Origin of the sequence: Sphingomonas sp. KC8 (assembly GCF_002151445.1) — a bacterium.
GTDB lineage: Bacteria > Pseudomonadota > Alphaproteobacteria > Sphingomonadales > Sphingomonadaceae > Sphingomonas_E.
The window spans coordinates 3,687,108-3,713,504 of the sequence record NZ_CP016306.1 but is presented as its reverse complement, the minus strand read 5'-3'; the positions used below and the strand labels follow the sequence as shown (position 1 = coordinate 3,713,504).

The following is a 26,397-nucleotide window of genomic DNA, read 5'->3' as shown; positions in this document are numbered from 1 at the left end:
TGCCCCCAAGGGTTCGAGTTGGCTATGAGAGGCGACCGCACCGAGCGTCCGCCCGTTAAACGGCGTCCGCTTAGACCCAAGGGGCGTCAGGGGCAACCGCCCGCAACGCCAATCGGGACAGTTTTTGTTGCAGCTGCTGCCATCGCTGCTTTGCGATCATGTCCGATCCGCCCACCCGGCCCGCAATGAACCGGATTCACGCGTCGATCGCGTCTTCGTCCATCTGTGCGGCATTGGCCTGAATGAACGCGAATCGGTGTTCGGGATTCTTGCCCATCAGCCGGTCGACCAGATCGCGCACGCTCTGTCGTTCTTCATATTCCTGCGGCAGAACGACACGGATCAGACTGCGCTTGGCCGGGTCCATCGTCGTTTCGCGCAATTGCTGGGGGTTCATTTCCCCCAGACCCTTGAACCGGCTGACCTCGACCTTGCGGCCTTTGAACTCGGTGGCCTCCAGTTCGGCGCGATGCGCGTCATCGCGGGCATAGGCGCTCTTGGTTCCGGCGACGAGCCGGTAGAGCGGCGGCTGCGCCAGATAGACATGCCCGCGCCGCACCACTTCGGCCATTTCCTGGAAGAAGAACGTCATCAGCAGGGTCGCGATATGCGCCCCGTCGACATCGGCGTCGCTCATCACCACGATCCGTTCGTAGCGCAGCAGATCGGGGTTGCACTTGTCGCGAATGCCGCAGCCCAGCGCCTGCGTCAGATCGGCGATTTCCTGATTGCCCATGATCTTGGCGGCCGAAGCCGACGCCACGTTCAAAATCTTGCCACGGATCGGTAGGATCGCCTGCGTCTTGCGATCGCGCGCCTGCTTGGCCGATCCGCCGGCCGAATCACCTTCGACGATGAACAATTCGGTGCCGGCCGGATCGTCATTGGAACAATCGGTCAGCTTGCCCGGCAGGCGCAGCTTGCGCCCGGCCGTCGCCGTCTTGCGCTTCACATCGCGTTCGGCCTTGCGGCGCAGGCGCTCGTCCATGCGGTCGAGCACGAAACCCAGCAGCGCCTTGCCGCGCTCCATATTGTCCGAAAGATAATGATCGAAATGATCGCGCACGGCCTTTTCGACAAGCGCCGCGGCTTCCGGGCTGGTCAGCCGGTCCTTGGTCTGGCTCTGGAATTGCGGATCGCGGATGAAGACGGACAGCATCAGTTCCGATCCCGTCATCACGTCTTCGGGCGCGATCTCCTTGCCCTTTTTCTGGCCGATCAGATCGGCAAAGCCGCGCATCCCCTTCACCAGTGCCGCGCGCAGGCCGGTTTCGTGGGTACCGCCATCGGGGGTCGGGATGGTGTTGCAATAATAAGAATAGCTGCCGTCGGACCAGAGCGGCCAGGCCACCGCCCATTCGACCGAGCCTTGCGCGTTCGGGAAATCCTGCTTGCCGGCAAAGAAGCTGGTGGTCGCGCATTCGCGATCACCAACCTGTTCTTTCAGATGATCCGCCAGGCCGCCGGGGAACTGGAACACCGCTTCGGCCGGTGTGTCATCGCCGATCAGCGCGGGATCGCAGCGCCAGCGGATTTCGACGCCGGCATACAGATACGCCTTCGACCGGGCGAGCCGGTGCAATCGGCCGGGGCGAAAATGCGCCGCCGCACCGAAAATTTCCGGATCGGGGGTGAAGGTGACACTGGTGCCGCGCCGATTGGGGGCTGCCCCCACCGTGATCAGCGGCGATGTCGGATGCCCCTTGGAAAAAGTCTGGCGGAACAGCTCGCGGTTGCGCGCCACTTCGACCACCGTATCCACCGACAGCGCGTTGACCACGCTGACGCCAACGCCGTGCAGGCCGCCGCTCGTCGCATAGGCCTTGTCGCTGAACTTGCCGCCGGAATGGAGCGTGGTGAGGATCACTTCCAGCGCGGACTTGTCGGGGAATTTGGGGTGCGGATCGACCGGGATACCGCGGCCGTTATCGGCAATCGTGATGCGATTGCCCGCGCCCAGCGTCACTTCGATGCGGGTCGCATGGCCGGCGACTGCCTCGTCCATCGCATTGTCCAGCACTTCGGCCGCGAGATGGTGGAACGCGCGCTCGTCCGTCCCGCCAATATACATGCCCGGCCTGCGGCGAACCGGCTCCAGCCCTTCCAGCACCTCGATCGCCGAAGCGTCATAGTTTCCGGAACTGGTGGAAGGTGAGGAAGCGAAGAGATCATCGGCCATGCCGGAACGTATAGGGGGTGGAAATGCTATGGGCCAGCCCCGCCGATGCGCGATCCCACCGGCCCTGGCCGGGCTGCCGGCGCGCGCCCCCCACCAACGGCAACGCTTGTATTAGGGAAAGGGCTATGGTTGGGGGGCGCATGTCTGTCCGCACCCTGTTCGCCACGCGTTTCTACGAAGATTCGCTCGATGAAGCACTGATCGCCGAACTGGAGCATAGCTGCCGTTCGCTGGCGCAGGATGATCGTGCCGGGCGCAAATGGGCCAAGGACCATAATTATCCGGGCTACACGTCCTACGCGTCGCTCGATGATCTGCCGATGCGCGATCCGGTGTTCGCCGATCTCAAACGCAAGCTCGACACCCATGTCCGCCGCTTCGTCGAACAGAGTTTCCTCGATACGGGCGGGCGCAAGCTCAAGCTCGATAGCCTGTGGGTCAACGTGCTGAAACCGGGCGGCGGCCATACCAGCCATATCCATCCGCACAGCATCGTATCGGGCACCGTTTATGTGTGCGTGCCGCCGGGTTCGGGCCAGTTGAAGCTGGAAGATCCACGCCTGCCGATGCTGATGGCCGCCCCGCCGCGTCGCGCCGACGCGCCCGAAGACGCGCAGACCTTCGTCTATGCGCAGCCCGCGCCGGGCACGATCTTCCTGTGGGAAAGCTGGCTGCGCCACGAAGTGCCGGCGGGACAGGCGAAATCCGAACGGATCAGCATCAGCTTCAACTATAGCTGACCGAATTGCGGGCGCCCGGCCCAGCCCGCCCTGTCCTACACGGCCGGCAATCGCTTATGTCTGTATCATGCCCACTGCCGCCAAGCCTTTGTCATCCGCCGAACATGCGGCGGATTTCGGCCCTTTGGCGGCGGCAATGGCAATCCTCAACTTCCTCAACTTAGCAATCGCCCCGGTCCCGCCACGCGCACTCGCCAGCGGGTGCACCGGGGCACGAAAGCCGCATTCATTTCTTGCCGAGCACCGTCAGCGCGGCGGTGACCATCGCTTCGGTCGCCGTGCCGATCGTCACTTCCGGGTCGGGCGCCCAGAACGGGCTGTGGATCGACGGCAGTTTGGTCATGTCGCCACCCGCCGCATCCCATTGCGCCTTGGGCGTGCCGCTGACCCAGAACAGCAGCGACTGGATATTCTCCTTGTCCGCCAGATAGAACTGGCTGAAATCCTCGCCCCCCATCTGCGCGCGGCCGGGGCGGACGCGATCCTTGCCAAACCGTTCGGTAAAGGCAGCGGCGATCTGGCCGGTCAGCGGCTGGGTGTTGAAGGTGGCGTTGGTGATGCCGTCCTTCAGTGTCATCACCGGCATCCTGTCCTCCGGCATGCCCGCCGCGATCGCTTCGCCCTTCGCAATCCGGGCGATGCCGTCCAGCAGGATCTTGCGCACTTCGGGTGTGTAGCTGCGCACCGTCAGTTGCAGCTTCGTCTCGTCCGGAATAATATTGTGCTTGGTCCCGCCGATGAAGCTGCCCACCGTCACCACGCCCGATTCCAGCGGATCGACTTCGCGGGCGACCAGCGTCTGAAGCGCGGTCACGATCCGCGCGGCCAGCACGATCGGGTCTTTCGCCAGATGCGGATAGGCACCGTGCCCGCCCACCCCCTTCACCGTCAGGTCAACGGTGTCGACATTGGCCATGGTATAGCCGTCGACATAGCTGATCACGCCCGCCGGCCCCGGCCCGTCATGGAACGCGATCACGGTCGATGGCTTGGGAAAGCGGGTGTAAAGGCCATCCTCCAGCATCGCGCGGGCGCCCGATCCGATTTCTTCGGCGGGCTGGCCAATCATCACCAGGGTGCCGGACCATTGGCCCTTCATCGCCGCCAGCCGCCGCGCGGTGCCGATCCAAGCCGTCATGTGCGTATCGTGGCCACAGGCGTGCATCACGCCGGTTTCGGCCCCCTCGCGGGTGGTGGCCTTCACCTTGCTGGCGAAAGGCAGGCCGGTGCGTTCGATCAGCGGCAGCCCATCCATGTCGGCGCGCAGCAGTACGACCGGGCCGGGGCCGTTGCGCAGCACCGCGACAACCCCGGTCTTGCCGACACCGGTCGTCACTTCAAAGCCCGCCTTCTTCGCTTCGGCCGCCATCTTCGCCGCGCTCTTGACCTCTTCAAAGCTCAGTTCGGGATTGGCGTGGAGATCGCGATAGATGGCAAGCAGCGACGGCATATCCGCCTTCACCGCATCGGCCAGCGGATCGGCGGCGGCGGGCGCGGCCAGCAGGCTGATAGCAGCAAGCGTCGACAGGGCTTTCTTCATGACGACTCCGAAACTTCAGGGTTGCGCCACGGTCTGACATTTCGGCAGACCGAGGGAAAGGCATTCAATCACCGACATCGTTGCGCTAAGGGCACGGCCATCAGCGGAGGACGCCTTGACCGAATTAGACCCCCTCGCCCGCATCGCCGCAGCCCTCGAACGGATTGCCCCGCCACCGCCGCCCGATGGCGATCCCGCCGCGCATCCGGCCTATGTGTGGCATATGGGCGCGCTCCAGCCGACGCGGGTGTTCAAGCCGCTGCCGCTGGCCCTGCTGACCGGGATCGACGCACAGAAAGCCGCTCTGCTCGAAAACAGCCGCCGTCTCGCCAACGGCCACGCCGCGCACGATGTCTTGCTGTGGGGGTCACGCGGTGCGGGCAAATCCGCGCTGGTGAAAAGCACGGTCGGCGCGTTGCAGGCCGAGGGCCAGGCGATCGCCCTGATCGAAGTGGGCGGCGACGCGATCGACGGGCTGCCCCGCCTGTTCGCGCGCATCGCCGATGTGCCCCGCGCCTTCATCCTGTTCATCGACGATCTGGGGTTCGAAGAAGGCAGCACCGCGCCGCGCATCCTGCGATCCTTGCTGGAAGGCGGGGCCGAAGCCCGGCCGGCGAACGCCCGGCTGTATGTGACCGCCAACCGCCGCCACATCGTCCACCGCGACATGCGCGAGCAGGATAGCCCGATCAATCCGCGCGACGTGGTCGATGATCGGCTGGCGCTCGCCGATCGCTTCGGCCTCAGCCTTGGTTTCCACGTCTGCGATCAGGATACCTATGTCGCGATGGTCGCCGGCTATGCAGCGGAACTGGGGCTGACGTTCGACGCGCTGGACGCAATCAGCTGGGCCACCCAGCGCGGTGGTCGATCCGGCCGGGTGGCGTGGCAATATGTGGTCGAACTGGCGGGCCGCGCGGGGAAAGCGGTTTAGGCCCGCCTGAACCTTGCAACGAAGAAGCCGTCCGCACCCCCGGCTTCACCCAGCGCTCCCGGCAGCACGCGCACGCGGCCGGCGGCGCCGGGGATAATGCCGTCGGGCAGTTCTTCGGCCAGAATCGGATCGCGGATGAAGTCGCGTTCGGTGGCGAAACCGTCCGCCACGCCTTCGCCTTCAGCCGGTTCGAGCGAGCAGACGGCGTAGACCAGCACGCCGCCCGGTTTCACCCAGCCGGCCGCGCGCCGCAGCATTGCCGCCTGCTGTTCGGCAAGGGCGGCAATCGCACGATCGGTCACGCGGTGGATCACATCCGGATGGCGGCGGAAGATGCCCGTCGCCGAACAGGGCGCGTCGAGCAGCACCGCATCGAAACGGGGTTCGGGTTCCTCGGCCATCACATCGGCCTGCCGCACGTCTGCGGATAGCTTGGTGCGGGCAAGATTTTCGCGCAGCCGTTCGAGGCGCGGTTCGGACAGGTCGGTCGCGGTGACAGCCCAGCCGGCCGCAGCGAGTTGCATCGTCTTGCCACCGGGCGCTGCGCACAGATCGAGCACGGCGCGCCCTTCGCCCTTGCCCAGCACCCGTGCGGGCAGCGAGGCGGCGATATCCTGCACCCACCATTCCCCATCGGCAAAGCCGGGCAGTTCGGAAACGGCCCCACCCCGCGCCAGCCGGACATGGCCGGGGGCCAAACTCATCCCGCCCAATCTTTCCACCCACTGCATCGTCATCGCAGGATCACGCAGCGTCAGATCGATCGGCGGCGGGGCGGCGATGGCGTGGCGCGCAGCATCAGCCGCCCCTGCCCCCCATGCCTTGCGCCAGCGTTTGGAAATCGCCTTGGGCAGGCCGGGCGGTTCGGGCAGTTTCGCCTCGCCCCGTATGATCGTACCGAACACACCGTGAACCAGCCGGCGCGGGCCGCCATCCATCAGCGGCAAGACGGTGGCGATCGTCGCATGATGCGGCGTGCCGAGTGCGAGCGCCTGGGCCAGCGCAATCCGCAAGGCAAAGCGGGCCTTGGAATCACCCGGCAAACGCTTGGTGGTCGCGGTATCGATCAGCGCATCAAGATCGGGCAGGCGGCGCAGCACTTCGGCGGCAATCGCGCGGGCAAAGGCGCGATCGTCGGCGCGGTCGAGTTCGGCCGTCGCGCCAGGCATCGCCGCTTCCAGCGGCAGGCCCTGCCGCAGCACGGCATCGAGCAGGCGCATCGTGGCGCGGCGGGTGGCTACGCCGGCGGCGTCATCTTGCTTTACGGGTTCTGGCTTGGTTGTCATGCCGCCAGCCCAACAACCAAAATGGCGAGGCGACAACCCCCATTGCGAGATTCAATTCCGCGCCGAAGGATCAACGGCGGCCATTGGGATCAAGCGCACTGGTGCGACGTCGCGACGGCGGCACCGATGCCGCTGGCCTTGGCGCAGTGGGGGACAGCCCCATGCGGCGGCGCGGATCGGGTTCCATTTCAGCCGCGATCGCATTGAGCGCAGCGATACGGTTGCCAGTGTCGGGGTGCGTCGAAAACAGGCTGTCGCCGCCACGTCCGGAAAATGCGGGCACGATATACAGCTGGGCGGCAGCGGGATTGCGCTCCACCACCGGATTGGGGATGCGCGCCGCCCCATTGGCCAGCTTGCCCAGCGCCGACGCCAGCGCCCATGGCTTGCCCGAAATTTCCGCGCCGCCGCGATCCGCGCCATATTCGCGTGTCCGGCTGATCGCCATCTGGACGATCATCGCCGCGAACGGCGCCATGAAGACGGCCGCCAGCGTGACCAGCATGTTGGGGCGATTTTCACTGTTGCCACCAAAGAACAGCCCGAAATTGGCGATCATTGAAATCGCGCCAGCGATTGTCGCGGTCATCGTCATGATCAGCGTGTCGCGGTTGCGGACGTGCGCCAGTTCATGCGCCATCACGCCTTCAATCTCATCGCGATCGAGAATGGCAAGCAAGCCGGTCGTCGCGGCGACGGCTGCGTTTTCAGGGTTCCGGCCAGTGGCAAACGCGTTGGGGTGCGGCGAATCGATGACATAGACTTTCGGCATCGGCAGGCCCGCGCGGCGGGCCAGGCCCTGCACCAACCCGACAAATTCGGGACAATTGCCGATATCCACTTCACGCGCGCCATGCATCCGCAGGACGATCTTGTCGGCATTCCAGAAGGTGAAGAGATTCATGCCGGCGGCCATCACGAGCGCGATCAGCGCGCCGCCTGTCCCTCCAAATGCATAACCCAGTCCCATGAACAGCGCGGTCATCGCCGCGAGCAGCATGGTCGTCTTCAAACCGTTCATCTTGCCTTTGTACCTCCACGGGCCAATGTGGGGCGATATCCCGCAATCTTCAATTGGAACCGCGATGAACGGAAAGCGCCCGCCCCATGTGAAGCCGCCGGCTTATCTGACGCCCAGCCCGCCGGTGCCCGAACCCGCTGAATGCACGCCGCCCCCCAAAGAGGCGGGACCGAAGACGCTGGACCCCGTCCGTTACGGAGACTGGGAAATCAAAGGCATTGCGATAGACTTTTGAACAGAAAAAGCGGGCGCGCGATGGTTCAAGGGAAAACCATCGCGCGCCCCGCGTGCAGGCCGCGACGTGAAGGGGGGAGCACGGCAGCCAGCACTGTTCCGAATCGCCTTATCGCGGCTGGATGTGACAGGCCGATGTCATCCCTGAAACAGCGGGGACGCGTGGGCTGACACTGGACACTGCCACTGGTGAAGGCGCGCGCGGACGACATAGGAGATTGGGCGATAGAGCCAACGCACCGCGACATCCTGCTGCTGCCGAAGCCATCGGTTGTCATGGCATTATCGATCGAAAAAACTATTCCGGCACTGTGACAGGGGTCGCTCGACCAGCCCGCAAACTATCGATCGCGTAGATGGCAAGACCGATCCAGATCAGCCCGAACGTGATCATGTGCAAAGTTGTCAATTTCTGGCCGAACAGAAATACGCCCTGAAAGAAAACCAGCGTCGGCGTGAGATACTGGACCAGCCCAAGCGTCGCATAACGCATCCGGCGCGCGGCGGCGGCGAACAGCAGCAAAGGTGCGGCCGTGATGATCCCGCCGGCCATCAGCAGCAGATCAGTCGAGCGATCCTGCCCAAAAACGCCATCCCCGGCAACGGCCGACCAGCAAAGCCATGCAAGCGCAATTGGCCCCAGCAACGACGTTTCAACCGCCAGCCCGCCCAGCGCATCGATCGCGACGATTTTGCGGACCAGACCGTAAAGGCCAAAGCTGACCGCCAGCGCAATCGACAGCCACACCGTTCCGCCCTGCGCGACCAGCATCAGCAGCACGCCACACCCCGCCAGCCCGACCGCCATGCCCTGCACGGGGCGCAATTTTTCCTTCAGGAACAATACGCCCAGCGCGACATTCACGAGCGGGTTGATGAAATAGCCGAGACTCGCTTCCAGCACATGGCCATTGAGCACCGCCCAGGTGTAAATCAGCCAGTTGTTTGCGATCAGCGTCGCGCTCAACGCCAGCAGCGCAAAGGTGCCGCGGGCCTGCAGTGCGAGGCGGATCCCACGCAGCCGCCCCATCGCCAGCACAATGATCACGATCAGAACCAACGACCACACCAGCCGGTGCGCAACGATCTGAAGCGCCGGTACATCCATGATCAGTTTGAGGTACAGGGGCATCAGCCCCCACAATAGATAAGCTGCGAACGCGAAGGTTACGCCGTGACGGGCATCGGCAGGCGGTGACGGGGCGGATTCCGATTGCGACATAGCGGGCGGCTTCGGCGCTGCAGACCGCGTCGTCAACCCGCAGTCCGCCGATCAGAGGATGCCGCCGCCCAGCAGCAGGCGCAGGCCGCAAATCGCGATCACGACGATATTCAGCGTCTGCCCTTCGGTGGATCGCGAAATTAGCCCGATAATCAGGCCCAGCACCGCGATCGGCAGAATTAGCCAGTTCGCCCACCCCAGGAACGGAATGAAAGCGAAAATAGCGAACACGGCTGCGACGACGCCGATGAAGAGGGAAACTATGTTGAGCATAGCGCATCATTCAGCCTTCATTGGCGAAGCGCAAGGGAAAACTGTATTGCACGACCAACACACATATTCGTTGCCCGCTTGACCTGCGCGGCGGCCCGCGCCAGCGTCAACGCCTGAAACGATTGAGGAGAAAGCCCCATGGCCGGCCGCACCGCCACTGCACTCGCGCTTTTGTTGGCACTCGCCGCATGCGGCGAAAAGGAGACAGCGTCCGGCACCATCACCGGCGAAGACGGCAAGAAGGCCACCTATCAGGTCACCGAAAAGGACGGGCAGAGCACGCTCACCGTAAAGACCGAAGATGGCAATGCGCAGATCGTCAGCGGTGCTGGCGAAGCGGCCCTGCCGCCAGGATTGGCGCTGTATCCAGGAGCCACGATCACCAACAGCACACGAATCACGGGTGAAACGCCGGAAAAAGGCGGCTCGATTCTCGCCTTCGATACCCAGGATGCACCCGCGAAAGTGGTCGCTTTCTACAAGGCCGCCGCGCTGAAGGCCGGCTATACGATCGAAGGCGAAGTGAAGATGGGCGAGATGGAGATGCTGACCGCGAAAAACAGCGGCAAGGCGGGATTCACCCTCACCGCCAACCAGGATGCCGGCAAAACATCGGCCAGCCTGCTGTCCGGCGCGGGAACGAACTAGGAAACGCGCACGCAAGACGGATGGTCGGGACTGGACAAGCGTCCCGTCCATCACGTTATGACAGGCAATGCCCCATGGGGGCAGCGCGGCTCAAAACGCCCACCCAAAACATACTATCCGTAGCCCCCGAAACGGAGAGGGCTGGCCTCACTGCCCGTCCCAGAGTAGAGCGGGCCATGCCTCCGCTTCTTTTAGTGATGGCGGGCGGCGCGATTGGCGCCGGCCTCCGCTTTCAAATATCCCGTATCGCGTTTCAACTGCTGGGCCCCGGCTTTCCCTGGGGCACGCTGTTCGTCAACCTTGTCGGCGGCTTACTGATGGGGGTGCTCGTTGGCGCGCTGTCGGGTGATCCGATCGGCACCGCGCCGCTGCGCGTCCTGTTGGGCGCCGGCGTGCTGGGCGGGTTTACGACATTTTCGGCGTTCAGCCTGGAAACCTTTGGCATGTTGCAAAGCGGCGATCATGTGATGGCTGTCACTTATGCCCTATCTTCAGTGGCAGGATCAGTCATGCTCCTGATCGTCGGATTCTATATCGGAAAGCTATTCTCATGACCGACAAGGCGAGCGCGGACAATGTTCGCCAATTCACGGTCGGCGACGACGATGATGGCATCCGGCTTGACCGCTGGTTCAAGCGGCATCTGCCCGATGCCAATTTCAACATCGTGTCACGCTGGACCCGCACCGGCCAATTGCGCGTCGACGGCAAGCGGGCAACCCCCGGCGACCGGATCGAAGCCGGGCAGATCATCCGCGTCCCACCAGCGGATTCAGCCCCCGCGCCGGCTGCGCGGCCGAAAAAGGCCCGCCCGCCCCTGTCGCAGGAAGACACCGAATTCATGCAGTCGCTGGTGATCCATCGCGACCGGCAGGCAATCGTCATCAACAAGCCCCCCGGCCTTGCCACACAGGGCGGCACCAAGACCGAACGCCATGTCGATGGGCTGCTCGACGCGTTGACCTTTGACGCAGAAGGCCGGCCCAAGCTGGTCCACCGGCTCGACAAGGATACGTCGGGCGTGCTGTTGCTTGCGCGATCGGCCAATGCGGCCGGCCATTTCGCCAAGGCGTTCAGCAGCCGCACCGCACGCAAAGTCTATTGGGCGCTGATCACCGGCGTGCCATCGATCGAAGATGGCATGATCGAACTGCCGATCGCCAAGCAGCCCGGCACCGGCGGCGAGAAAATGCATGTCGATGAGAAAGAGGGTAGCCCCGCGCGCACCCGCTATCGCGTGATCGAACGCGCCGGCAACCGTGCCGCCTGGGTGGAATTGCAGCCTTATACCGGCCGCACCCACCAGTTGCGCGTGCATATGGCGGCGATCGGCCACCCGATCGTGGGCGACGGCAAATATGGCGGACAGGAAGCCTATCTGACCGGCGGTGTCAGCCGGAAAATGCACCTTCACGCCCGCCGGCTGCGTGTCGATCATCCCGATGGCGGCCAGATCGACGTGCGCGCCGATCTGCCGACGCATTTCAGCGAGAGCCTCGAACTGCTCGGCTTCGATCTGGCCGATGGCGATGCCTTGCCGCTGGACGAACCCAAGTTCAGCGAAACCCCCGAAGGCAAGCGTCGCGCGATCAGCCAGGCCGCCAAGGCCCGCCGCAAGGAACGCAAGGGAGAGCGACGCGGACGAGGCCGCACCTGATGCACCCCGACCGCCGGTTCGGCTGGGATGATGTGAATGCGATGCGGGCGTTCATCGCCGACGTCGCATTCGCACATATCTTCGCCGGGACGGCAGACGGCCCGATGGTGGCCCATGCGCCAGTGATCGTAGTCGCTGATGGTGGGCTGCATTTCCACATTTCGCACGACAACAGGCTGGTTGGGCACCTCGACGGGGCAACCGTGATCATCAGCATTACGGCGAATGACTTTTACGTCAGCCCCGATTGGTATGTGACGGCCGATCAGGTGCCGACATGGGACTATATAGCGGTCGAAGCTGAAGGCGTGGTGCGCGAACTGGACGAAGCGGGGCTTGTTACCCAGCTTGATGCCCTAAGCCACGCGCATGAAGGACGGCTGGCCCCGAAACAGCCATGGACCCGCAGCAAGATGGCCACAGGCCGGTTCGATGCCATGATCAAAGGGATCAAGGGCTTTGCACTGGACGCGCCGAAGCTGCGTGGCACCCGCAAGCTGAGCCAGAACAAGCCCGAAGCCGATCGCGTCGGCGTGGTCGCGGCACTGGCCGCCGCCGGACACACCCGCGCCGCCCGGCTTGTCGCGGAGGCAAGCGGCCGATGAGCAACTGGCTTGCCGTGTTCGATTGTGACGGGACGCTGGTCGATAGCCAGGCGAACATCTGCGACGCGATGGAAGAAACCTTCGTCCGTGCAGGGCTTGCCGTACCGAGCCGCGATGCCGTGCGCCGGATCGTGGGGCTGAGCCTTGTCGAAGCAGTGCGCGAACTGCATCCGACGGGCAATGCAGCGCTGCATCACGCGATGGCGGATGAGTATAAGAGCTGCTTTCGCGCTTTACGCGGACGCGGGCTGGTGGCCGAGCCGCTGTTCGACGGCATCGTCGCAGCGATCGCCATGCTGGACGATGCCGGCTGGCTGCTGGGCGTCGCCACCGGGAAATCGGATCGCGGGCTTGGCCTGTGCCTGGCACATCACGGCATTGCCGAACGCTTCGTAACGCTGCAGACGGCCGACCGCCATCCATCCAAGCCCCATCCGGCGATGCTTCATCAGGCGATGGCTGATGCGGGTGCGCAACCGGCAACGACGGTGATGATTGGCGACACCATCTTCGATATCGCGATGGCCAAGGCAGTCGGCGCGAAGGCGGTCGGTGTCGCCTGGGGCTATCATCCGGCAGATGAACTATACGCCGAGGGCGCGGATCGCGTGGCCCGCCACCCGGCCGAACTGCCGGATATTCTCAAGGAGTTGCAATGACCCCCGATGAACGCGATCGGCTGGCACGCACACGCTACACCATCCTTTCAGCGATGCGCGCGAGTGGCGTGTTGTTGATGATATTGGGTCTGTGGATCTGGAACGGCGATATCCTGCAAGCAGGCGGCCTGCCGATCGCCGGTATACCATTATTTGCGCTTGGTTTTGCCGAAGCGCTGCTGCTGCCCCAAATCCTGGCTCGAAAATGGCGGACGCCCCCTGAATCATGAAACGTTTCTATAAAAATGTGGCCGCAGTCGCCGGACCAGACGGTTTCGCCATCGAGCTTGACGGCCGGCCGGTAAAGACACCCGCACGGGCGGCACTGCTCTTGCCGACGCAGGCATTGGCCGACGCTGTCGTGGCAGAATGGCAAAGCCAGGAAGACACCATCGATCCGCGATCGATGCCGCTGACAGGGCTTGCCAATGCCGCGATCGATCGCGTTGCCCCCGATCCCTTGAAATTTGCCCAGGACATCGCGGTTTATGGCGAAAGCGATGTGACCTGTTATCGCGCCGATGAACCGGATGATCTGGTCGTACGCCAGGCGGAAGCGTGGGATGCGCTGCTGGATTGGGCGCGCCGCCGTTATGACGTGCATTTCGAGATCGCAACCGGGATCATCCACCGGCCCCAGCCCGACGCGACCGTGGCGCGGCTGGCGGAAGCAGTCGTCGCACGCGACGCATTCACCCTGGCCGGGCTGTCTCCGCTGACGACGATCGGCGGTTCGCTGGTTGCAGCACTCGCCGTGGCGGAAGGCGCGGTCGATCCGGCCGAGGCATTCGCCGCCACCCATCTCGACGAATTGTGGCAAGCCGCACAATGGGGCGAAGATTCGCTCGCACTTGCAGCACGAGAGGCACGCGAACGCGATTTCCTCGCCGCGGCGCGGTTCATCGCCCTGGCAAGCATCAAAGAGTGATATAGCCTGTAATTCAAAAGGAAAGCACCGATTGCAATTTCTGCAACCGTACGATTGCTTTTTCGAATTGTCTAAAACTGAATTGGTAGACTATCCATTGTGCAGCGCACAACAACGCGCTCCCGGACTATTCCGTCCGGCCCGATGGAGACTGACCATGAAGATGTTCGAAGCCGCGACCAGCCTGGCGCTGGCGATCGCATCGCAGGCCCTTGCGGTCGGGGTGATCCTCACCTTCTGACCCGCCTGACGGCAGCCCCGCCCGGCCCGGCCGGTGCGGGGAAATGCCTTCTCGTTGCACTCCTTGAAAGCGGTCTGGTATTCCCGCATTTTCTCCCTCGGCTAATGATTCCGTCCGGGCAGAAAATGCTCTAAGCTCCGCCGCGTGATGACAACCCCGCCAATCACCGAACTTTCCGTCCGTGCCCGCGATATTTTCCGCGTCGTGGTCGAAAGCTATCTCGGCACCGGCGCGCCGGTCGGATCGCGCACCATATCGCGCCTGTCCGGGCTCAACCTCTCCCCGGCTTCGATCCGCACGGTGATGCAGGATCTGGAAGAACTCGGCCTGCTGGCCGCCCCACACACATCCGCCGGCCGGATGCCCACCGAAACCGGGCTGCGCCTGTTCGTCGATGGCATGATGCAGGCGGCCGAACCATCCATCGAAGAACGCGCCGCAATCGAGGCCCGCATAACCGGCGGCCCCGTGGAAGATGCGTTGCAAGCCGCGAGCGCCGTGCTGTCCGGCCTGTCATCCTGCGCCGGGATCGTACTGGTGCCTCCGCGTGAACCGGTGGTCCGTCAGTTCGGTTTCGTGCCGCTGTCGCGTGATCAGGCGCTGGCGGTGCTGGTCGGTGCGGATGGCACCGTAGAGAATCGCGTTGTCGATCTGCCGCGCGATACGCCGCCCGCCGCCCTAGCTGAAGCCGGCAATTATATCAGCAGCCAGCTGGCCGGGCTGACATTGCGGGACGCGCAGGCCAGGCTGCGTGCCGAAATCGGCCAGGGCCAGGCCGCGCTGGACGCCGCGGCGGCGGAGTTGATCGCCCGCGGACTGGCCGTCTGGTCCGAAGATGGCACCGCGCGATCGGTGCTGATCGTGCGCGGACAGGCCAATCTGATCGACCCGGAAACCGCCGCCGATCTGGAACGCGTGCGGCAGTTGCTCGACGAACTGGAGAGCAAGGAGGAGATCGCCCGCCTGCTCGACAGCGCGCGTGCTGGACAGGGCATGAAGATCTTCATCGGTTCGGAGAACAAACTTTTCTCCCTTTCCGGCTCATCCGTGATAGCGGCACCTTATCGTGGCGGCGACGGCCGTGTGGTCGGCGTGGTTGGCGTTATAGGCCCGACCCGGTTGAACTATGCGCGCGTCGTTCCCATGGTGGACTTCACCGCCCAGACACTGACGAGATTGATGGCATGAGCGACGAAACGACCCCCGAAACGACCCCCGGCACGCAGGGCGCCGAGAGCCCCGAGGAGGCCGCAAAGAATCCCCTGGCCGACCTTGAGGTCGATCTTGAGCGGCTTCGCACCGACCTGCTCTACGCCCAGGCCGAAACGCAGAATGTGCGGCGTCGGCTGGAAAAGGAAAAGGCCGACGCGATCGCCTATGCCGCGACCGGCTTTGCCCGCGACATGCTTTCGGTAGCGGACAATCTGAGCCGCGCACTCGCCGCAATCCCGGCCGAAGTGGCCGCGGACGAACGGCTGAAGCCGCTGGTGACAGGCATCGAAATGACCGCGCGCGAACTGGACAATGTGTTCCAGCGCAACGGCATCACCAAGATCGCCGCCATGGGCGAAGCGCTTGATCCCAACCGCCATCAGGCAATCATGGAAATGGAAAGCGCGGATGCCGCCCCAGGCACCGTGGTCCATGAAATGCAGGTCGGCTACATGATCAAGGATCGCTTGCTGCGCCCGGCGATGGTGGGCGTGGCCAAGGCTCCCGCTGGCCACTCCGTCGATCTCGAAGCCTGATCTGTCCCGTCCCGACGTGGACCGCCCCGATGATTTCGATCCCGGCCGGCGGTCCACGCGGGTGAGCGACACCATCGTGCAGCCTGCGCCATCCCATTGGCGCAGGCTGACGGCAAAGGCCTTTGCCCCCACCATGCTTGTGGCGGGCACCGTCATATTGCTGAACCTGATCCGCATGATCAGCAGCATGGTGCTGACCCGTCTGCTCGACGTCGAGATATTCGGCGTGGTTGGCGTCCTGACATCGATCGCCATCGTTTTCACGATGATATCGGACCTCGGCTTCGTCGCATATGTCGTACGCAGCCACGAAGGGGTCGACAAACGCTTCCTCGATGAAATCTGGACATTGCGGCTCATTCGATCGGCCAGCCTGTCCGCCATTCTGGCCGCCTGCGCATGGCCCATTGCGGCCTATGTCGGCCAACCGGCCCTTGCCCCTGCGATCGCGGTTTTCGGAATCTGCTTTCTGTTCGATGGCCTGACATCGATGGCCGTCGCGACATCGGAACGATCGGGCCGTATCGCCCGGATCAGCCTGTTCGACGTGCTGACCACGATCACCCAGACGATATTGACGATCGCCTTCGCCTGGGCGCTGCGAAGCTATTGGGCGATGATCTACGGGATGTTGCTGGGCAACACGATCAAGGTGGTGCTGAGCTACGCCATGTTCCCGGATTCGGCGCGCCGCTGGCGGTTCAGTGCCGCGCGGGCAGCCGAACTCTGGCGCTTTTCACGCTACATCACCGGTTCCAGCATCCTGACGATGATCATCACGCAGAGTGACAAGATCGCCTTGTCCCGGTTTCTGCCGCTCAATCTGTTCGGGCTTTACGTGATTGCGACAACGCTGGCCCAGGCGCCGACCGCCTTCACCAGCGCCTATGCCAATCGCGTCCTCTATCCGATCTATGCCCGCATCGTCCGCGAACAGGCCGGTGCCTTGCAATCCCGATATTATGCCGAACGCCGGCGGATCAGCCTGCTGTACGCGCTCGCCGCCGGCGGGCTTGTGACCATGGCACCGGTGGTGATCGAACTCCTGTATGATCCGCGATACCGGGGGGCGTCGCTCTATCTGCAGATTCTGGCGATCGGCAGCATTCCGGCGTTGAACACGCAGGCGGCCAATGCCGCGCTGATCGCCGCCGGCCGGATGTGGACGACGCTGATCAGCAACATCGTGCGGCTTGGCTGGCTGATCGCCGCGGGAACGGCGGGCTATCTGACGTTCGGTCCCACGGGGCTGATCCTTGCCGTTGGCACCGTCGAAATCGCCGCGCAGGCCTATTACTGGTTTGCGCTCGGCCAGGCGCGATTGCTTGCCCTGCGCGAAGAAGGGTTGATGATCGGAACCGCCGTGGCGGGCGCGGCCATCGGCAAGGCCGTGGCAATGGTGGCGCTGAATTTCATCCATTGATCCGCAGATGCCGCGGAACTGACCGATCTCAGCCCGCGCGCGCGCTGGTCCGATCGAGCACAGCCAGTAGATGCGCCATCCGCGCTGCGAACGTCGCTTCGACATCATGTTGGCCTGCAAAATCGCGCGCGGCGATAGCTGCGGCGACAAGCTGTTCGCGATCGTCGTTCAGCGCCGCGACCCGAACGGCCATGGCCGCCGGATCGTCGGCCGGCACGCTCCACCCGCCGGAAGCAAGCGCCAGCATCCCATCGAACGCGCGATTGCGATAGGCGACGATCGGTACCCCGCACCCGAACGTTTCGAGATAGGTACAGGATGGATCAGACTGCCGGTGGCAGCACAGGAAAAGATCTATTTCGTCGCACATGATCGGCGCCAGCCGGGTTTCGAAATCGACACTCCCGTGAAGCGTCACGGATTCCGAAAGGCCATCCTTCTCGATCGCTGCCCGCATTCCGTTTTCCAGGCTGCCGGTGCCAAAGATATCAAGATGAAACGCAACATTTCGCGCGGCCAGTTCCCGCGCGACAGGAATGAGGTGATCAGCCCCCTTCAAGGGTTCCAGCCGCCCGGAAAAGGCCAGCCGCAATGGCAAACCAGCCCGCAGACGCTGAAACCGCTTGTCCATCGCCTGCTCGCCGCACATCATCGACCGCGACAGCCGCGTATCGAAATAGCACAGCACATCGGCATGGGCGCGGCCATAGACGTCTGCCGCCGGCGTGCCATTCGCCTGAAGTGCCGCCGCCCCGCGAAACACCCGGCGGCGCTGAATTTCGGAGCCGATCGCCCAAAGGCTGCTCTTCATTCGCTGCCAGGCACTAGCACCGGACACACCTATGATTTGCAACCGCGTGCGGATCAGATTTTCGATGATGTAGACGATCGGGATGCCCAGCCGCTGCGCTTGCGCCTGAAGCGGAAAATCATGATGGCTGTCGCCCGCCGCAAGAATGATGTCGGCATCGGCCAGCAGCGCATCGGGTATGGGCGCACCCGCATCCACCAAAGCCAGTTCGAAACCCAGCATCGCCGGATCATAAGGCTGGCCAAACACAATCGCCGAACGCGGGCCTTCGCGAAATATGGCGCGGACAGGCCCCGGCCAGGTACGGCAACTTTCGATCAGGCCGGAAACGACCTTATCATCAAGAAACAAGCCACCATCCGCCCGTGCCGCCGATATGCTGGGCGTTACGACCAGACGGCGCGCCTTGTCCCCAGCCATGTCTTGCGGACGATTGATCAGCATATAATCCCGTCAGGCTATTATCCCCGCCAAGGCTAGCATAGCGGCCATTTTGATTTCGTGCCGATGCTAACCGCGCCCACCGGCGAACGCAAAGCAATGTTATCCGCCGCATAGCGCCAGCCAGGTCGGCGCTTGACACCTGCACGTAAAAGCCGTTGTAGAAGGCCACGCTTGCGTAGCCACAGCGATGGCCGCCCTAACCTGCCTTCTGGCGGGAAACCAAAACCGAGGTTCAGCATGTCCCAAGCCACCGGCGATCACGGCGGCGCGCCGTCGTTCCGCATGGGGTTCCGCGAATTCGTGGCGCTCGTGGCCATGCTTATGGCAATCAACGCGCTGGGGATCGATTCCATGCTCCCCGCCTTGCCCGCAATGGGCGCGGCGCTGGATATTGTGAGCGAAAATCAGCGCCAGTGGATTATCGCAGCTTATGTTTTCGGCTTTGGATCGACCCAGTTGATCTATGGCCCGCTGGCCGATCGTTATGGCCGCAAGCCGGTGCTGATCATCAGCATGAGCCTGTTTGTCGCAACCAGCCTGCTCGCCGCTTTTGCCTGGGATTTCCAGTCGATCATCGCCGCGCGCGTCCTGCAGGGGGTGTGCGCCGCCGCATCGCGCGTGCTGGCGATATCAATCGTCCGCGATCGTTATTCCGGACGGCAAATGGCCCGGGTGATGTCGCTGTCGTTTGTCGTATTCCTCGCGGTGCCGATTCTTGCGCCGAGTATTGGCCAGTTGATCCTGCTGGTGGCGCCATGGCCGGCGATCTTCCTGTTCCTCGCCGCATTCGGCGCGTTGCTGGTGATCTGGGCAAGCCTGCGCCTGCCTGAAACGCTGCACCCCGACGATCGGCGGCAAATATCGGTGGCGAAGATGGCTAGCGCGGCGCGTGTCGTGCTCGGCAACCGCTATTCGCTTGGCTACACGCTGGCATCGACGATGCTGTTCGGCGCCCTGATGGGGTTCATCAATTCGGTGCAGCAGATTTTCGCCGATATCTTCCGCGAACCGACCTTGTTTCCGATCATCTTCGCCAGCGTCGCCGCATCGATGGGGATCGCGTCCTACCTCAATTCACGGATCGTCGAACGGCTGGGTACACGCCTCGTATCGCACAGCGCGCTGATCGGCTTCATTCTGTTTTCCACCATCCATGTTGCGGTTGCCCTGAGCGGGCATGAAACATTGCTGACCTTTGCCTTGTTGCAGGCCGCGACGATGGCCTGTTTTGGCCTGGCCGGATCCAATTTCGGTTCGATGGCGATGGAGCCGGTGGGCCATTTCGCTGGCATCGCCTCATCCATTCAGGGCTTCACGTCCACGCTCGGCGGTGCGGCACTGGGGATCATCATCGGCCAGTCCTACAACGGCACGACAATCCCGATTGCGTTGGGCTACATGCTCCTCGGCATGGCGTCGCTGGTGATCGTGCTCATAGTGGAACGCGGCCGGCTGTTCCGCGCCCACCACCCGGCCCCCGCACATCAGCCGGATGCATGAAGGATCAATAATCCTTCGAGACGCGGACGTTCGCGCTGGTGCGCCCCAGCGTGGAAATGCTCGACAATAGCGACAGCCAGCGCGTGATCTGGAATTCAAGGCGGGTTGCCGAATAGCCCTGCCCGTCGGTGATCACCTCAACATAGGTGCGCCGGGTGATATATTTGCCAGCGGCGATCGACGTGCGCTGGCCGGTGGTCACGTCAGCCGGCAGGATGCGCAGGCGATCGAGGCCGGCAGCCTGCCGAACCGCATTGATCGGGTTGAGACCGTTGCCTCCCCCCTGCAACGACGCGACCGCAGCGGCGAGTTGAAGCGCCTCGGGTGCCGACAGGTTGGTGATCGACGTCCCGAACAACAGCCGCGACAGCAGTTCGTCTTCCGGCAAAGCGGGAACGCTGGTGAAGGCGATTTCGGGGCGCAGCCCGGTGCCAGACACGCGGATCGTGGCATTCAGGCCCTGAATGTCTGCCTCGGCAACGATATCCAGAACCGGATCGGGTGGGGCTTCGCCAAGAAACCGGATTGATCCGCGTTCGAGATCGAAACGGCGGCCGGCAAATTCATAGCCGCCGCGCACCAGATCAGCCCGCCCGCTGATGGCCGGATTGTCGATGGTGCCCTTGACCGCAAGATCCGCGCGCCATTCGGAATCGAGGCCAAGCCCGCTTACGGTAAGGCGATTGCGTGCCTTGGCCTTCAAATCAAGCCGCCACGGCATGGGCGGTTCAGCAACATCGGCATCATCCGCCGGCCGGTTGATTTCAGTGACCGTCAAACGCGGGATGGTTGCGGCCGCCGCCCGACCCAGCCGGAAACGACCGCGATTGAGCGCGACGTCGCCGGAAATCAGGCCGCTTCCATCGGCCGCCACGATCCGCAGCGGCCCTGTAACCGTGGCGCCAATGTCGTCGCGGTTTATCAGCACGGCATCATTTGCATCGACCGCCAAATCCATGCCGAAGCCATTGGCCGATGACAGATCGATCGTACCGTGGCCCGAAACACTGCCCCCATCGCGGGTGGACCCGGCAAAGCTGTCGATCACCAGTCGCGATCCGCCGAACCGGCCCGATGCCTTCACCCCGGTGATGATCGTGCCGCTGACGGCGCTTTCCAGCCGCGCGCCATCCGTTTTGAGCGACCCGCGAATCTGGGGGTCGGCCAACTGGCCGGAAACGTCGGCGCCCACCGCAAGCGGCCCTGACATATCGATCGTTTCTATCCCGGTCAGCCGCCACAGCGTATCGGCCGGCCCGTTGTAACGCAGTTGCGCGAACAGCGGGGCGTTCATCAGGCGATCATAGGTATCGCCGCCAGCCGGCAACGGCGCCAACCGTGCCTGCGCGCGACCCACCGTCTTGCCGCCACTGGCCACCACCGCGCGCGCGACCGCGCTGTCACCGGACAGCGCGGCCACAATGCCCAGATCCACCGGCGCAGACGACAGGACAAGGCCCGATCGCGTCAACCCGCGAACCTTGATATCCGCCCGGCCACTCGGCAGCCCGCCGGCTTCGGAATGGTAATTGAACCGTCCGGTCGCCTGCCCGCCCAATCCAAGCCGAGGCAGCAATATATCAAGCGCCGACAGCGGCATCCGGTCCAGCCCGCCATCTATATCCAGCGCTACGGAGCTATATCGCCCGCCCAACGTCGCCGTGCCGCCGTTGAATTGCAATTTCGTGGCGGCCAGACGCCAGCCATCGCCGTCTCGCGCCAGTTCCGCCGGCGCAACCAGACGGATGGGGCGGCCATCCAGCGTGCCTTCGCCGGTCAGCGTCAAGCGTCCGGGCGCGACCTGGGCCTGCGCGTTGACAGCGAATGCGCGGCCGCGCGTGCCGGCGAGCATCGCTGTTATCTTGCCATGACCGCCGGCCAGTTCCGCGTCCGCCCGCAATCGGCCAAGTGACACCGCGCCGCGCCGCACGCCCTGCGCCGCCAGCCGGCCCGTGACCGACATGCCCGACGGATCAAGCCGGACGGATCCGTCGACCCGCCCGCGTCGAACCATGATTTCGGGCGGTCCCGGAAAATGCGCCTCGCGCATGGCGACATGCGCCTCGATTTCCTGCTGGCCAAGGACAGGGCGGAACAGCAGTTCGCCCTGCAATCCCCCGCCGTCGAGCGCGAGCCGTCCCAGAAAGCCTCCCGGCTCCGATCGCATCGCTCCGCTGGCACGCGTGTTGGCGACATCCAGCGCCGCAACGCCGATCGTTGCCGGGCTGCCGGCGGGTAGCAGAATCTGGCCATTGCTGGTGAACGGCCCCAGCGTCGATCCACCCGCCGCGCGATAGGCGAAACCCTGCGCGTTGGGATCAAGGAACAGCCGAACATCGCGCAACCCCAGCGCATCCATCGGCCGGGCGAGCGCCAGATCCACCTTCGGCCGGCTGATATCCCCATCCAGCTTCATCGTGAACGGGCCATAATCCTTCTGCCGGCCTGTCCCTTCGAAATAAAAGGTGCCGTCGCGCCGGCGCATGCCATTGCCCGCAATGCTGATGCCCGGCCCGCGCAACCGCAGGTCACGCAACAGCAGGATGCCATCCGGCCCGCGAACCAGCCCGGTTTCGATTGTCGGCAAACCACCGGCCAGCGACGCGAAGAACGCATTGTCGAAACGACGCACCCAGGCGCGCCCCGTGCCCTTGACGACCGTGCCGCGCCCGCCCGCCCCCGGCACGACCTTAAGATCGCTGGTCACATCGACCAATCCGATGCCGGGGATGAGATAGCGATTCAGGCCGCCGGAAACGCCCACGTCATAGGCGCCCGTGACAAGGTTGAGATAGAGCGACAGCTTGCCCTTCAACTTGTCCGACGACAGCTGCAGCCCATCGCCGCGCACATCTTTGGCGGTCACGTTCAGCACACCATCGACAGCAAGGTTGGCGAGGATGCCGCCCGCGATATCGCCAACCCCCGTCACCCGCCGGGCAGTCAGCCGCACGGGCAGCCTGACCGGAGGATCGGACAATCGCCCGCGCCCTTGCGCGCGCACGGTCTCGAAACCCGTTTCGTCGAACGCGGCGCGATCCGCGGTGAGGAGATAATCAAAGCCTGCGGTCTTGAACGGTCCGTTCAACTGCACGCGCAACCGGACATTGGTGCCCGTCATGTTGGGGAACATCGCCGGCGGTTTCAGCAACCGGGCATTCAACTGGACCCCGTCAAAGGCGCTGTTCGCCAGATCGAGCACTCCCGACATGTCCATAGTGAGCGCGGCCGACCGCAGCGACAATGTCGAGGTAAGCTGGCGGTCAGCCAACGTGGCTTCGCCGGTAACAAGGATGCGCGGCGCGGTAAGCCGCTGGAGCTTGCCCTTCAGCAAGGCCGACGGCGCCAATTCTCCCGAAAGCGAATAATGCCCTTCGCGCACGCCAAGCGCGAGATCGACGGCATGCACCGCGCCGACATCGAGCTTGGCGATGCCCTTCCAGATTTTCCAGCTGCCATCGCCGGATATAGCCAGCTTGATCGGCAGGTCGGGGCCGGCAACCTTGGCGATCACCCCGCCCTTGGGCGAAACCAGATTGGCATCGAAGTCGAAGCGGTCACGGTCGGGTTCGGCATCAAGCAGCAGCTTCAACCGGTCACCGGCATTGGTTGAACCCTTGAGGTCGATCAATGCGCGACCATTGCGGATATCGGCCTTGCCCTTGATCTGGCCCACGCGCCGCTGGCCCGCGACGGCGGGTTCAAGGCGAATGGCCGCAATATCAAGATCGCCGATATGGACATCGAAACCGGGCAGGATCGCGCCCCCAGGCTTCTTGCCGGGATTCAGCCTAGGCAGGCGATGCAGAATGGCGATATCGGTCGCCAGCCGATCAATGTGAAGCGTATTGGCCAGCCATGCCCGCGGCCGCCAGGCCACATCGAGTTCCGGCACTTCGAGAAACAGGCCGCGGGGATCATAGATGCGCAGATCGCGCAGTTTGGCCTCGCCCCATATGGACCCATCAATGCGGCCGATCCGAATCTTCAGCCCCGACGATGGCGACAGCGCCGCAATGCGATCGACGATGAAACGATGGCCGGGGCCAGTATCGATCACGACCAGCGCCGCGCCGGCCATCACCACCAGCCCAGCCAGCAGCCACATCAGCCAGCGCAACGGCGCCCAGATGCGCCGACGCCGTTCTGGCGGCTTATCCTGTGCGGCCTCGCTCAAAATGCCTGCCCCAGCGAGACATAGACCGCCACGCGCGCATCGCCGCGCTGGCGATTGATCGGGGTACCGACATCGACACGGATCGGGCCGAAACTCGAATAATAGCGGACACCGAGACCCGCGCCGTACCGCAAGCCGCTGAAATCAGGCAGAGCCGCCGAATAGAGATTACCCCCGTCGACAAAGGGCACGACGCCGAAATTGCCGAAGCGCACGCGCGCCTCCAGCGCAAATTCGGCCAGGCTGCGCCCACCGATCGGATCGTTGTTCAGGTCGCGCGGGCCGATGCGCTGATACCCGAAACCGCGCACCGATCCGCCACCGCCCGAATAAAAGCGCCGCGACGGCGCAATCCGGTCCCGGCCCGCGCCCAGAATCGATCCCACCCGGAAGCGCCCCGCAAGCGTGATGCGGTCGCTGGTCGGCAAATAGCCGCTCGCGTCGATCTGCGCCTTCACATAGCCGAACGCGCCGCCCTGGAACGACGCTTCGGGGGACACCCGTCCGGCCAGCCGGAAACCGCGCATCGGATTCAGCAGATCGTCGGATCCATCATAGCTGAGCGTCGTCGGTACCGCGCCGATGAAGAAGGTGCGGCGGCGCGGAATGGCGGTCGCACCGATCACATCGCGCTCGTCCGAAGCGATCAATTCGCCCCCGATCGACCAGGTCCACTTCTTCTGCCAGATGATGTTCGTCTGCCGCTCCAGCCCGGCACCAAGGGTAAGCGTACGGGCATCATAAGCGTCACGGCTGGTGTGGCTGACAATCGCCTGCGCCGTCAGCACGCGATCACGCGCCTTGTAGTTGTTGCGGCGCAATGAGGCGCCGACCAGTTGCTCCTGCGTGCCGACAACGCCCCGGAATGTAACCGCGCCTTCGGGCGAGATCAGGTTGCGATGCTGCCAACTCACTTCGGCGCGATAGCCTTCGCCCGTGCCATAGCCCAGTTCCCCGGCGACGGTGCGTGCCGGCGCGCGCTCCAACCCGACCGCGATGTCCACCGTGCCCGGCTCCGCGCCCTCTTCCTTGGTCAGCGCCACCGACGAAACCAGGCCCGTCTGGATCAGCGCCCGGCGGAAATCATCCACCCTGGCGCTGTCATAGGGGTCACCCGGTTCAAAGCGGGCGATGCGCCCCAGATGTTTGACGGAGAATAATGGCTTGCCGCGTATTTCGATCTGGCCGAACCGCTTGGCATCACCCGGCTCGACGTTCAGCTTGAGCGTCGCGGTACGTGTTTCATGATCGACGACGATCGCCGGGTCATCCACCTTGCCAAAGGGAAAGCCTTCACGGCCCAGGGCGACACGCAAGCCGGCCACCGCGTCCAGGACGGCGGCGGCATCGACAGGGGCCTCGGGCTTTACCGGAAACGCCTTGTGCAAGGCTTCGGCCTTGTCGCCCACAGGGGCGATCCCCGACACATCGACTTCGGTGAACCGGTAGAGATCGCCCGGCTCCACCATCAGCATGACCGTGATTTCGCCCGCGCCCTGCCCTTCGACTCGGGTCCGTACGATCGCGTCATAATAGCCATGTGCGCGCAGCAGTTCGCGCAATGTCGCCACATCTTCACGGGCGCGGCGATCGATCTGGGCGGCATTGGCATCTTTATCGTCACCGGCAGCGAGTGATGACAATCCATCGAACTGGGCAAGCAGCTTGTCCCGGCCGACCGCCAGACCGTCCAGTCCCGTGACCGCAAAGCGATAGCGGCGTTCAACCGAGACGTCGATCTGCTGAACCGGCGTCGGCGCCGTCGCGTCCACCGCTCCGCCTTGCGCGATCGCCGCATCGCCGGATGTCGCAGGCGGCAACTCAACCGATGCGGCATCCGGTTCATCAAGGTCAGGCCAATCGATGCCGAGATCGGGCAGCGTTTCCATTGGCGAAGCAGGATCCAGCCTATCGCCCAAAGCCGGCAGTTCGGCCGGCGGCAGCGCTTCCACCGCCTGCGCTGTCGCCGGCAACGGGCACGCCAGCAGCACGATTGCCAGCGCATGGCTCTGCGTTATGCGCCGGCGGGAAAAGAACTGCATGCGCGGTAACTAACGCTCACGATGCCCGCCCGCCAGCGTTGAAAAGTAAATCCTTGGTCCAAACGCGGTGAAAGCACGGCGAGAT

Annotated in this window: 24 protein-coding genes; 15 read left to right on the top strand and 9 right to left on the bottom strand. The window is 64.0% G+C overall.

The features are described 5' to 3' along the window. Positions 1-196: 196 nt before the first annotated feature. On the bottom strand, positions 197-2,179 hold the full coding sequence (gene parE, locus KC8_RS17700) for a DNA topoisomerase IV subunit B (RefSeq protein ID WP_010126663.1): 1,983 nt from the start codon (positions 2,177-2,179) through the stop codon (positions 197-199). A gap of 140 nt (positions 2,180-2,319) precedes the next feature. On the opposite strand from parE, the gene KC8_RS17695 reads away from it, so the two are divergent. Continuing rightward, positions 2,320-2,919: a TIGR02466 family protein gene (locus KC8_RS17695; RefSeq protein ID WP_010126661.1), complete on the top strand. Its 600-nt coding sequence runs from the start codon at positions 2,320-2,322 to the stop codon at positions 2,917-2,919. Between the two features lie 226 nt (positions 2,920-3,145). On the opposite strand, the gene KC8_RS17690 is transcribed toward KC8_RS17695, so the two are convergent. Next, positions 3,146-4,459, bottom strand: coding sequence for an amidohydrolase (locus KC8_RS17690; protein ID WP_010126659.1), 1,314 nt, complete (start codon positions 4,457-4,459; stop codon positions 3,146-3,148). 115 nt (positions 4,460-4,574) lie between these two features. Between KC8_RS17690 and KC8_RS17685 the strand changes: the two genes are divergently transcribed. Next, the gene (locus tag KC8_RS17685) at positions 4,575-5,393 is read left to right on the top strand and encodes an ATP-binding protein (protein WP_010126657.1); all 819 of its coding nucleotides are present in this window, start codon (positions 4,575-4,577) and stop codon (positions 5,391-5,393) included. Here the strand turns inward: KC8_RS17685 and KC8_RS17680 are convergent. Both KC8_RS17680 and htpX read right to left on the bottom strand, forming a co-directional pair. Next, positions 5,390-6,679 (bottom strand): RsmB/NOP family class I SAM-dependent RNA methyltransferase, encoded by a 1,290-nt coding sequence (locus KC8_RS17680; RefSeq protein WP_010126655.1) that lies wholly within the window; start codon positions 6,677-6,679, stop codon positions 5,390-5,392. The genes KC8_RS17685 and KC8_RS17680 overlap by 4 nt on opposite strands. 70 nt (positions 6,680-6,749) lie before the next feature. Then, the gene (htpX, locus tag KC8_RS17675; protein WP_010126653.1) at positions 6,750-7,700 is read right to left on the bottom strand and encodes a zinc metalloprotease HtpX; all 951 of its coding nucleotides are present in this window, start codon (positions 7,698-7,700) and stop codon (positions 6,750-6,752) included. Positions 7,701-7,764: 64 nt separating this feature from the next. On the opposite strand from htpX, the gene KC8_RS17670 reads away from it, so the two are divergent. Continuing rightward, positions 7,765-7,935: a DUF1674 domain-containing protein gene (locus tag KC8_RS17670; RefSeq protein ID WP_192807709.1), complete on the top strand. Its 171-nt coding sequence runs from the start codon at positions 7,765-7,767 to the stop codon at positions 7,933-7,935. Between the two features lie 297 nt (positions 7,936-8,232). On the opposite strand, the gene rarD is transcribed toward KC8_RS17670, so the two are convergent. Together rarD and KC8_RS17660 are read right to left on the bottom strand one after the other, a co-directional pair. Next, positions 8,233-9,156 carry an EamA family transporter RarD gene (gene rarD / locus KC8_RS17665; RefSeq protein WP_010126651.1) on the bottom strand — a complete coding sequence of 308 codons (924 nt, stop codon included), beginning with the start codon at positions 9,154-9,156 and terminating at the stop codon, positions 8,233-8,235. 51 nt (positions 9,157-9,207) lie between these two features. After that, the gene (locus tag KC8_RS17660) at positions 9,208-9,429 is read right to left on the bottom strand and encodes a hypothetical protein (RefSeq protein ID WP_010126649.1); all 222 of its coding nucleotides are present in this window, start codon (positions 9,427-9,429) and stop codon (positions 9,208-9,210) included. Positions 9,430-9,567: 138 nt separating this feature from the next. Between KC8_RS17660 and KC8_RS17655 the strand changes: the two genes are divergently transcribed. The 11 genes from KC8_RS17655 (at position 9,568) to KC8_RS17610 (ending at position 17,338) form a co-directional block, all read left to right on the top strand. After that, the gene (locus tag KC8_RS17655; protein WP_010126648.1) at positions 9,568-10,077 is read left to right on the top strand and encodes a hypothetical protein; all 510 of its coding nucleotides are present in this window, start codon (positions 9,568-9,570) and stop codon (positions 10,075-10,077) included. Between the two features lie 197 nt (positions 10,078-10,274). Next, positions 10,275-10,631, top strand: a complete 357-nt coding sequence (locus tag KC8_RS17650) for a fluoride efflux transporter FluC (RefSeq protein WP_010126647.1) — start codon at positions 10,275-10,277, stop codon at positions 10,629-10,631. Beyond that, a complete protein-coding gene (locus KC8_RS17645; protein ID WP_010126646.1) occupies positions 10,628-11,734 on the top strand; it encodes an RluA family pseudouridine synthase in 1,107 nt (368 codons plus the stop codon). The genes KC8_RS17650 and KC8_RS17645 overlap by 4 nt, the downstream gene beginning before the upstream one ends. Next, the gene (locus KC8_RS17640) at positions 11,734-12,339 is read left to right on the top strand and encodes an FMN-binding negative transcriptional regulator (protein WP_010126645.1); all 606 of its coding nucleotides are present in this window, start codon (positions 11,734-11,736) and stop codon (positions 12,337-12,339) included. Before KC8_RS17645 ends, KC8_RS17640 begins: the two co-directional genes overlap by 1 nt. Beyond that, the gene (locus KC8_RS17635) at positions 12,336-12,998 is read left to right on the top strand and encodes an HAD-IA family hydrolase (protein WP_010126643.1); all 663 of its coding nucleotides are present in this window, start codon (positions 12,336-12,338) and stop codon (positions 12,996-12,998) included. Before KC8_RS17640 ends, KC8_RS17635 begins: the two co-directional genes overlap by 4 nt. Beyond that, complete coding sequence (locus tag KC8_RS17630; protein WP_010126642.1) at positions 12,995-13,228, top strand: hypothetical protein; 234 nt, start codon at positions 12,995-12,997, stop codon at positions 13,226-13,228. The genes KC8_RS17635 and KC8_RS17630 overlap by 4 nt, the downstream gene beginning before the upstream one ends. After that, entirely contained in the window at positions 13,225-13,926 is a 702-nt protein-coding gene (locus KC8_RS17625) for an ATP12 family chaperone protein (protein WP_010126641.1), read from the top strand. Before KC8_RS17630 ends, KC8_RS17625 begins: the two co-directional genes overlap by 4 nt. Positions 13,927-13,957: 31 nt before the next feature. Beyond that, on the top strand, positions 13,958-14,167 hold the full coding sequence (locus KC8_RS19995; RefSeq protein WP_138956724.1) for a hypothetical protein: 210 nt from the start codon (positions 13,958-13,960) through the stop codon (positions 14,165-14,167). 147 nt (positions 14,168-14,314) lie between these two features. Beyond that, positions 14,315-15,355 carry a heat-inducible transcriptional repressor HrcA gene (hrcA, locus tag KC8_RS17620; protein ID WP_010126640.1) on the top strand — a complete coding sequence of 347 codons (1,041 nt, stop codon included), beginning with the start codon at positions 14,315-14,317 and terminating at the stop codon, positions 15,353-15,355. After that, a complete protein-coding gene (grpE, locus tag KC8_RS17615) occupies positions 15,352-15,915 on the top strand; it encodes a nucleotide exchange factor GrpE (protein ID WP_010126639.1) in 564 nt (187 codons plus the stop codon). Before hrcA ends, grpE begins: the two co-directional genes overlap by 4 nt. Positions 15,916-15,976: 61 nt before the next feature. Next, positions 15,977-17,338 (top strand): oligosaccharide flippase family protein, encoded by a 1,362-nt coding sequence (locus KC8_RS17610; RefSeq protein WP_138956723.1) that lies wholly within the window; start codon positions 15,977-15,979, stop codon positions 17,336-17,338. A 28-nt stretch (positions 17,339-17,366) separates the two neighbouring features. On the opposite strand, the gene KC8_RS17605 is transcribed toward KC8_RS17610, so the two are convergent. Continuing rightward, positions 17,367-18,593, bottom strand: a complete 1,227-nt coding sequence (locus KC8_RS17605; protein ID WP_010126637.1) for a glycosyltransferase — start codon at positions 18,591-18,593, stop codon at positions 17,367-17,369. Between the two features lie 237 nt (positions 18,594-18,830). On the opposite strand from KC8_RS17605, the gene KC8_RS17600 reads away from it, so the two are divergent. After that, on the top strand, positions 18,831-20,093 hold the full coding sequence (locus KC8_RS17600; RefSeq protein WP_010126636.1) for a multidrug effflux MFS transporter: 1,263 nt from the start codon (positions 18,831-18,833) through the stop codon (positions 20,091-20,093). Positions 20,094-20,097: 4 nt separating this feature from the next. On the opposite strand, the gene KC8_RS17595 is transcribed toward KC8_RS17600, so the two are convergent. Together KC8_RS17595 and KC8_RS17590 are read right to left on the bottom strand one after the other, a co-directional pair. After that, positions 20,098-24,270 (bottom strand): translocation/assembly module TamB domain-containing protein, encoded by a 4,173-nt coding sequence (locus KC8_RS17595; protein ID WP_010126635.1) that lies wholly within the window; start codon positions 24,268-24,270, stop codon positions 20,098-20,100. Next, on the bottom strand, positions 24,267-26,312 hold the full coding sequence (locus KC8_RS17590; RefSeq protein ID WP_010126634.1) for an autotransporter assembly complex protein TamA: 2,046 nt from the start codon (positions 26,310-26,312) through the stop codon (positions 24,267-24,269). The genes KC8_RS17595 and KC8_RS17590 overlap by 4 nt, the downstream gene beginning before the upstream one ends. Between the last annotated feature and the right edge of the window lie 85 nt (positions 26,313-26,397).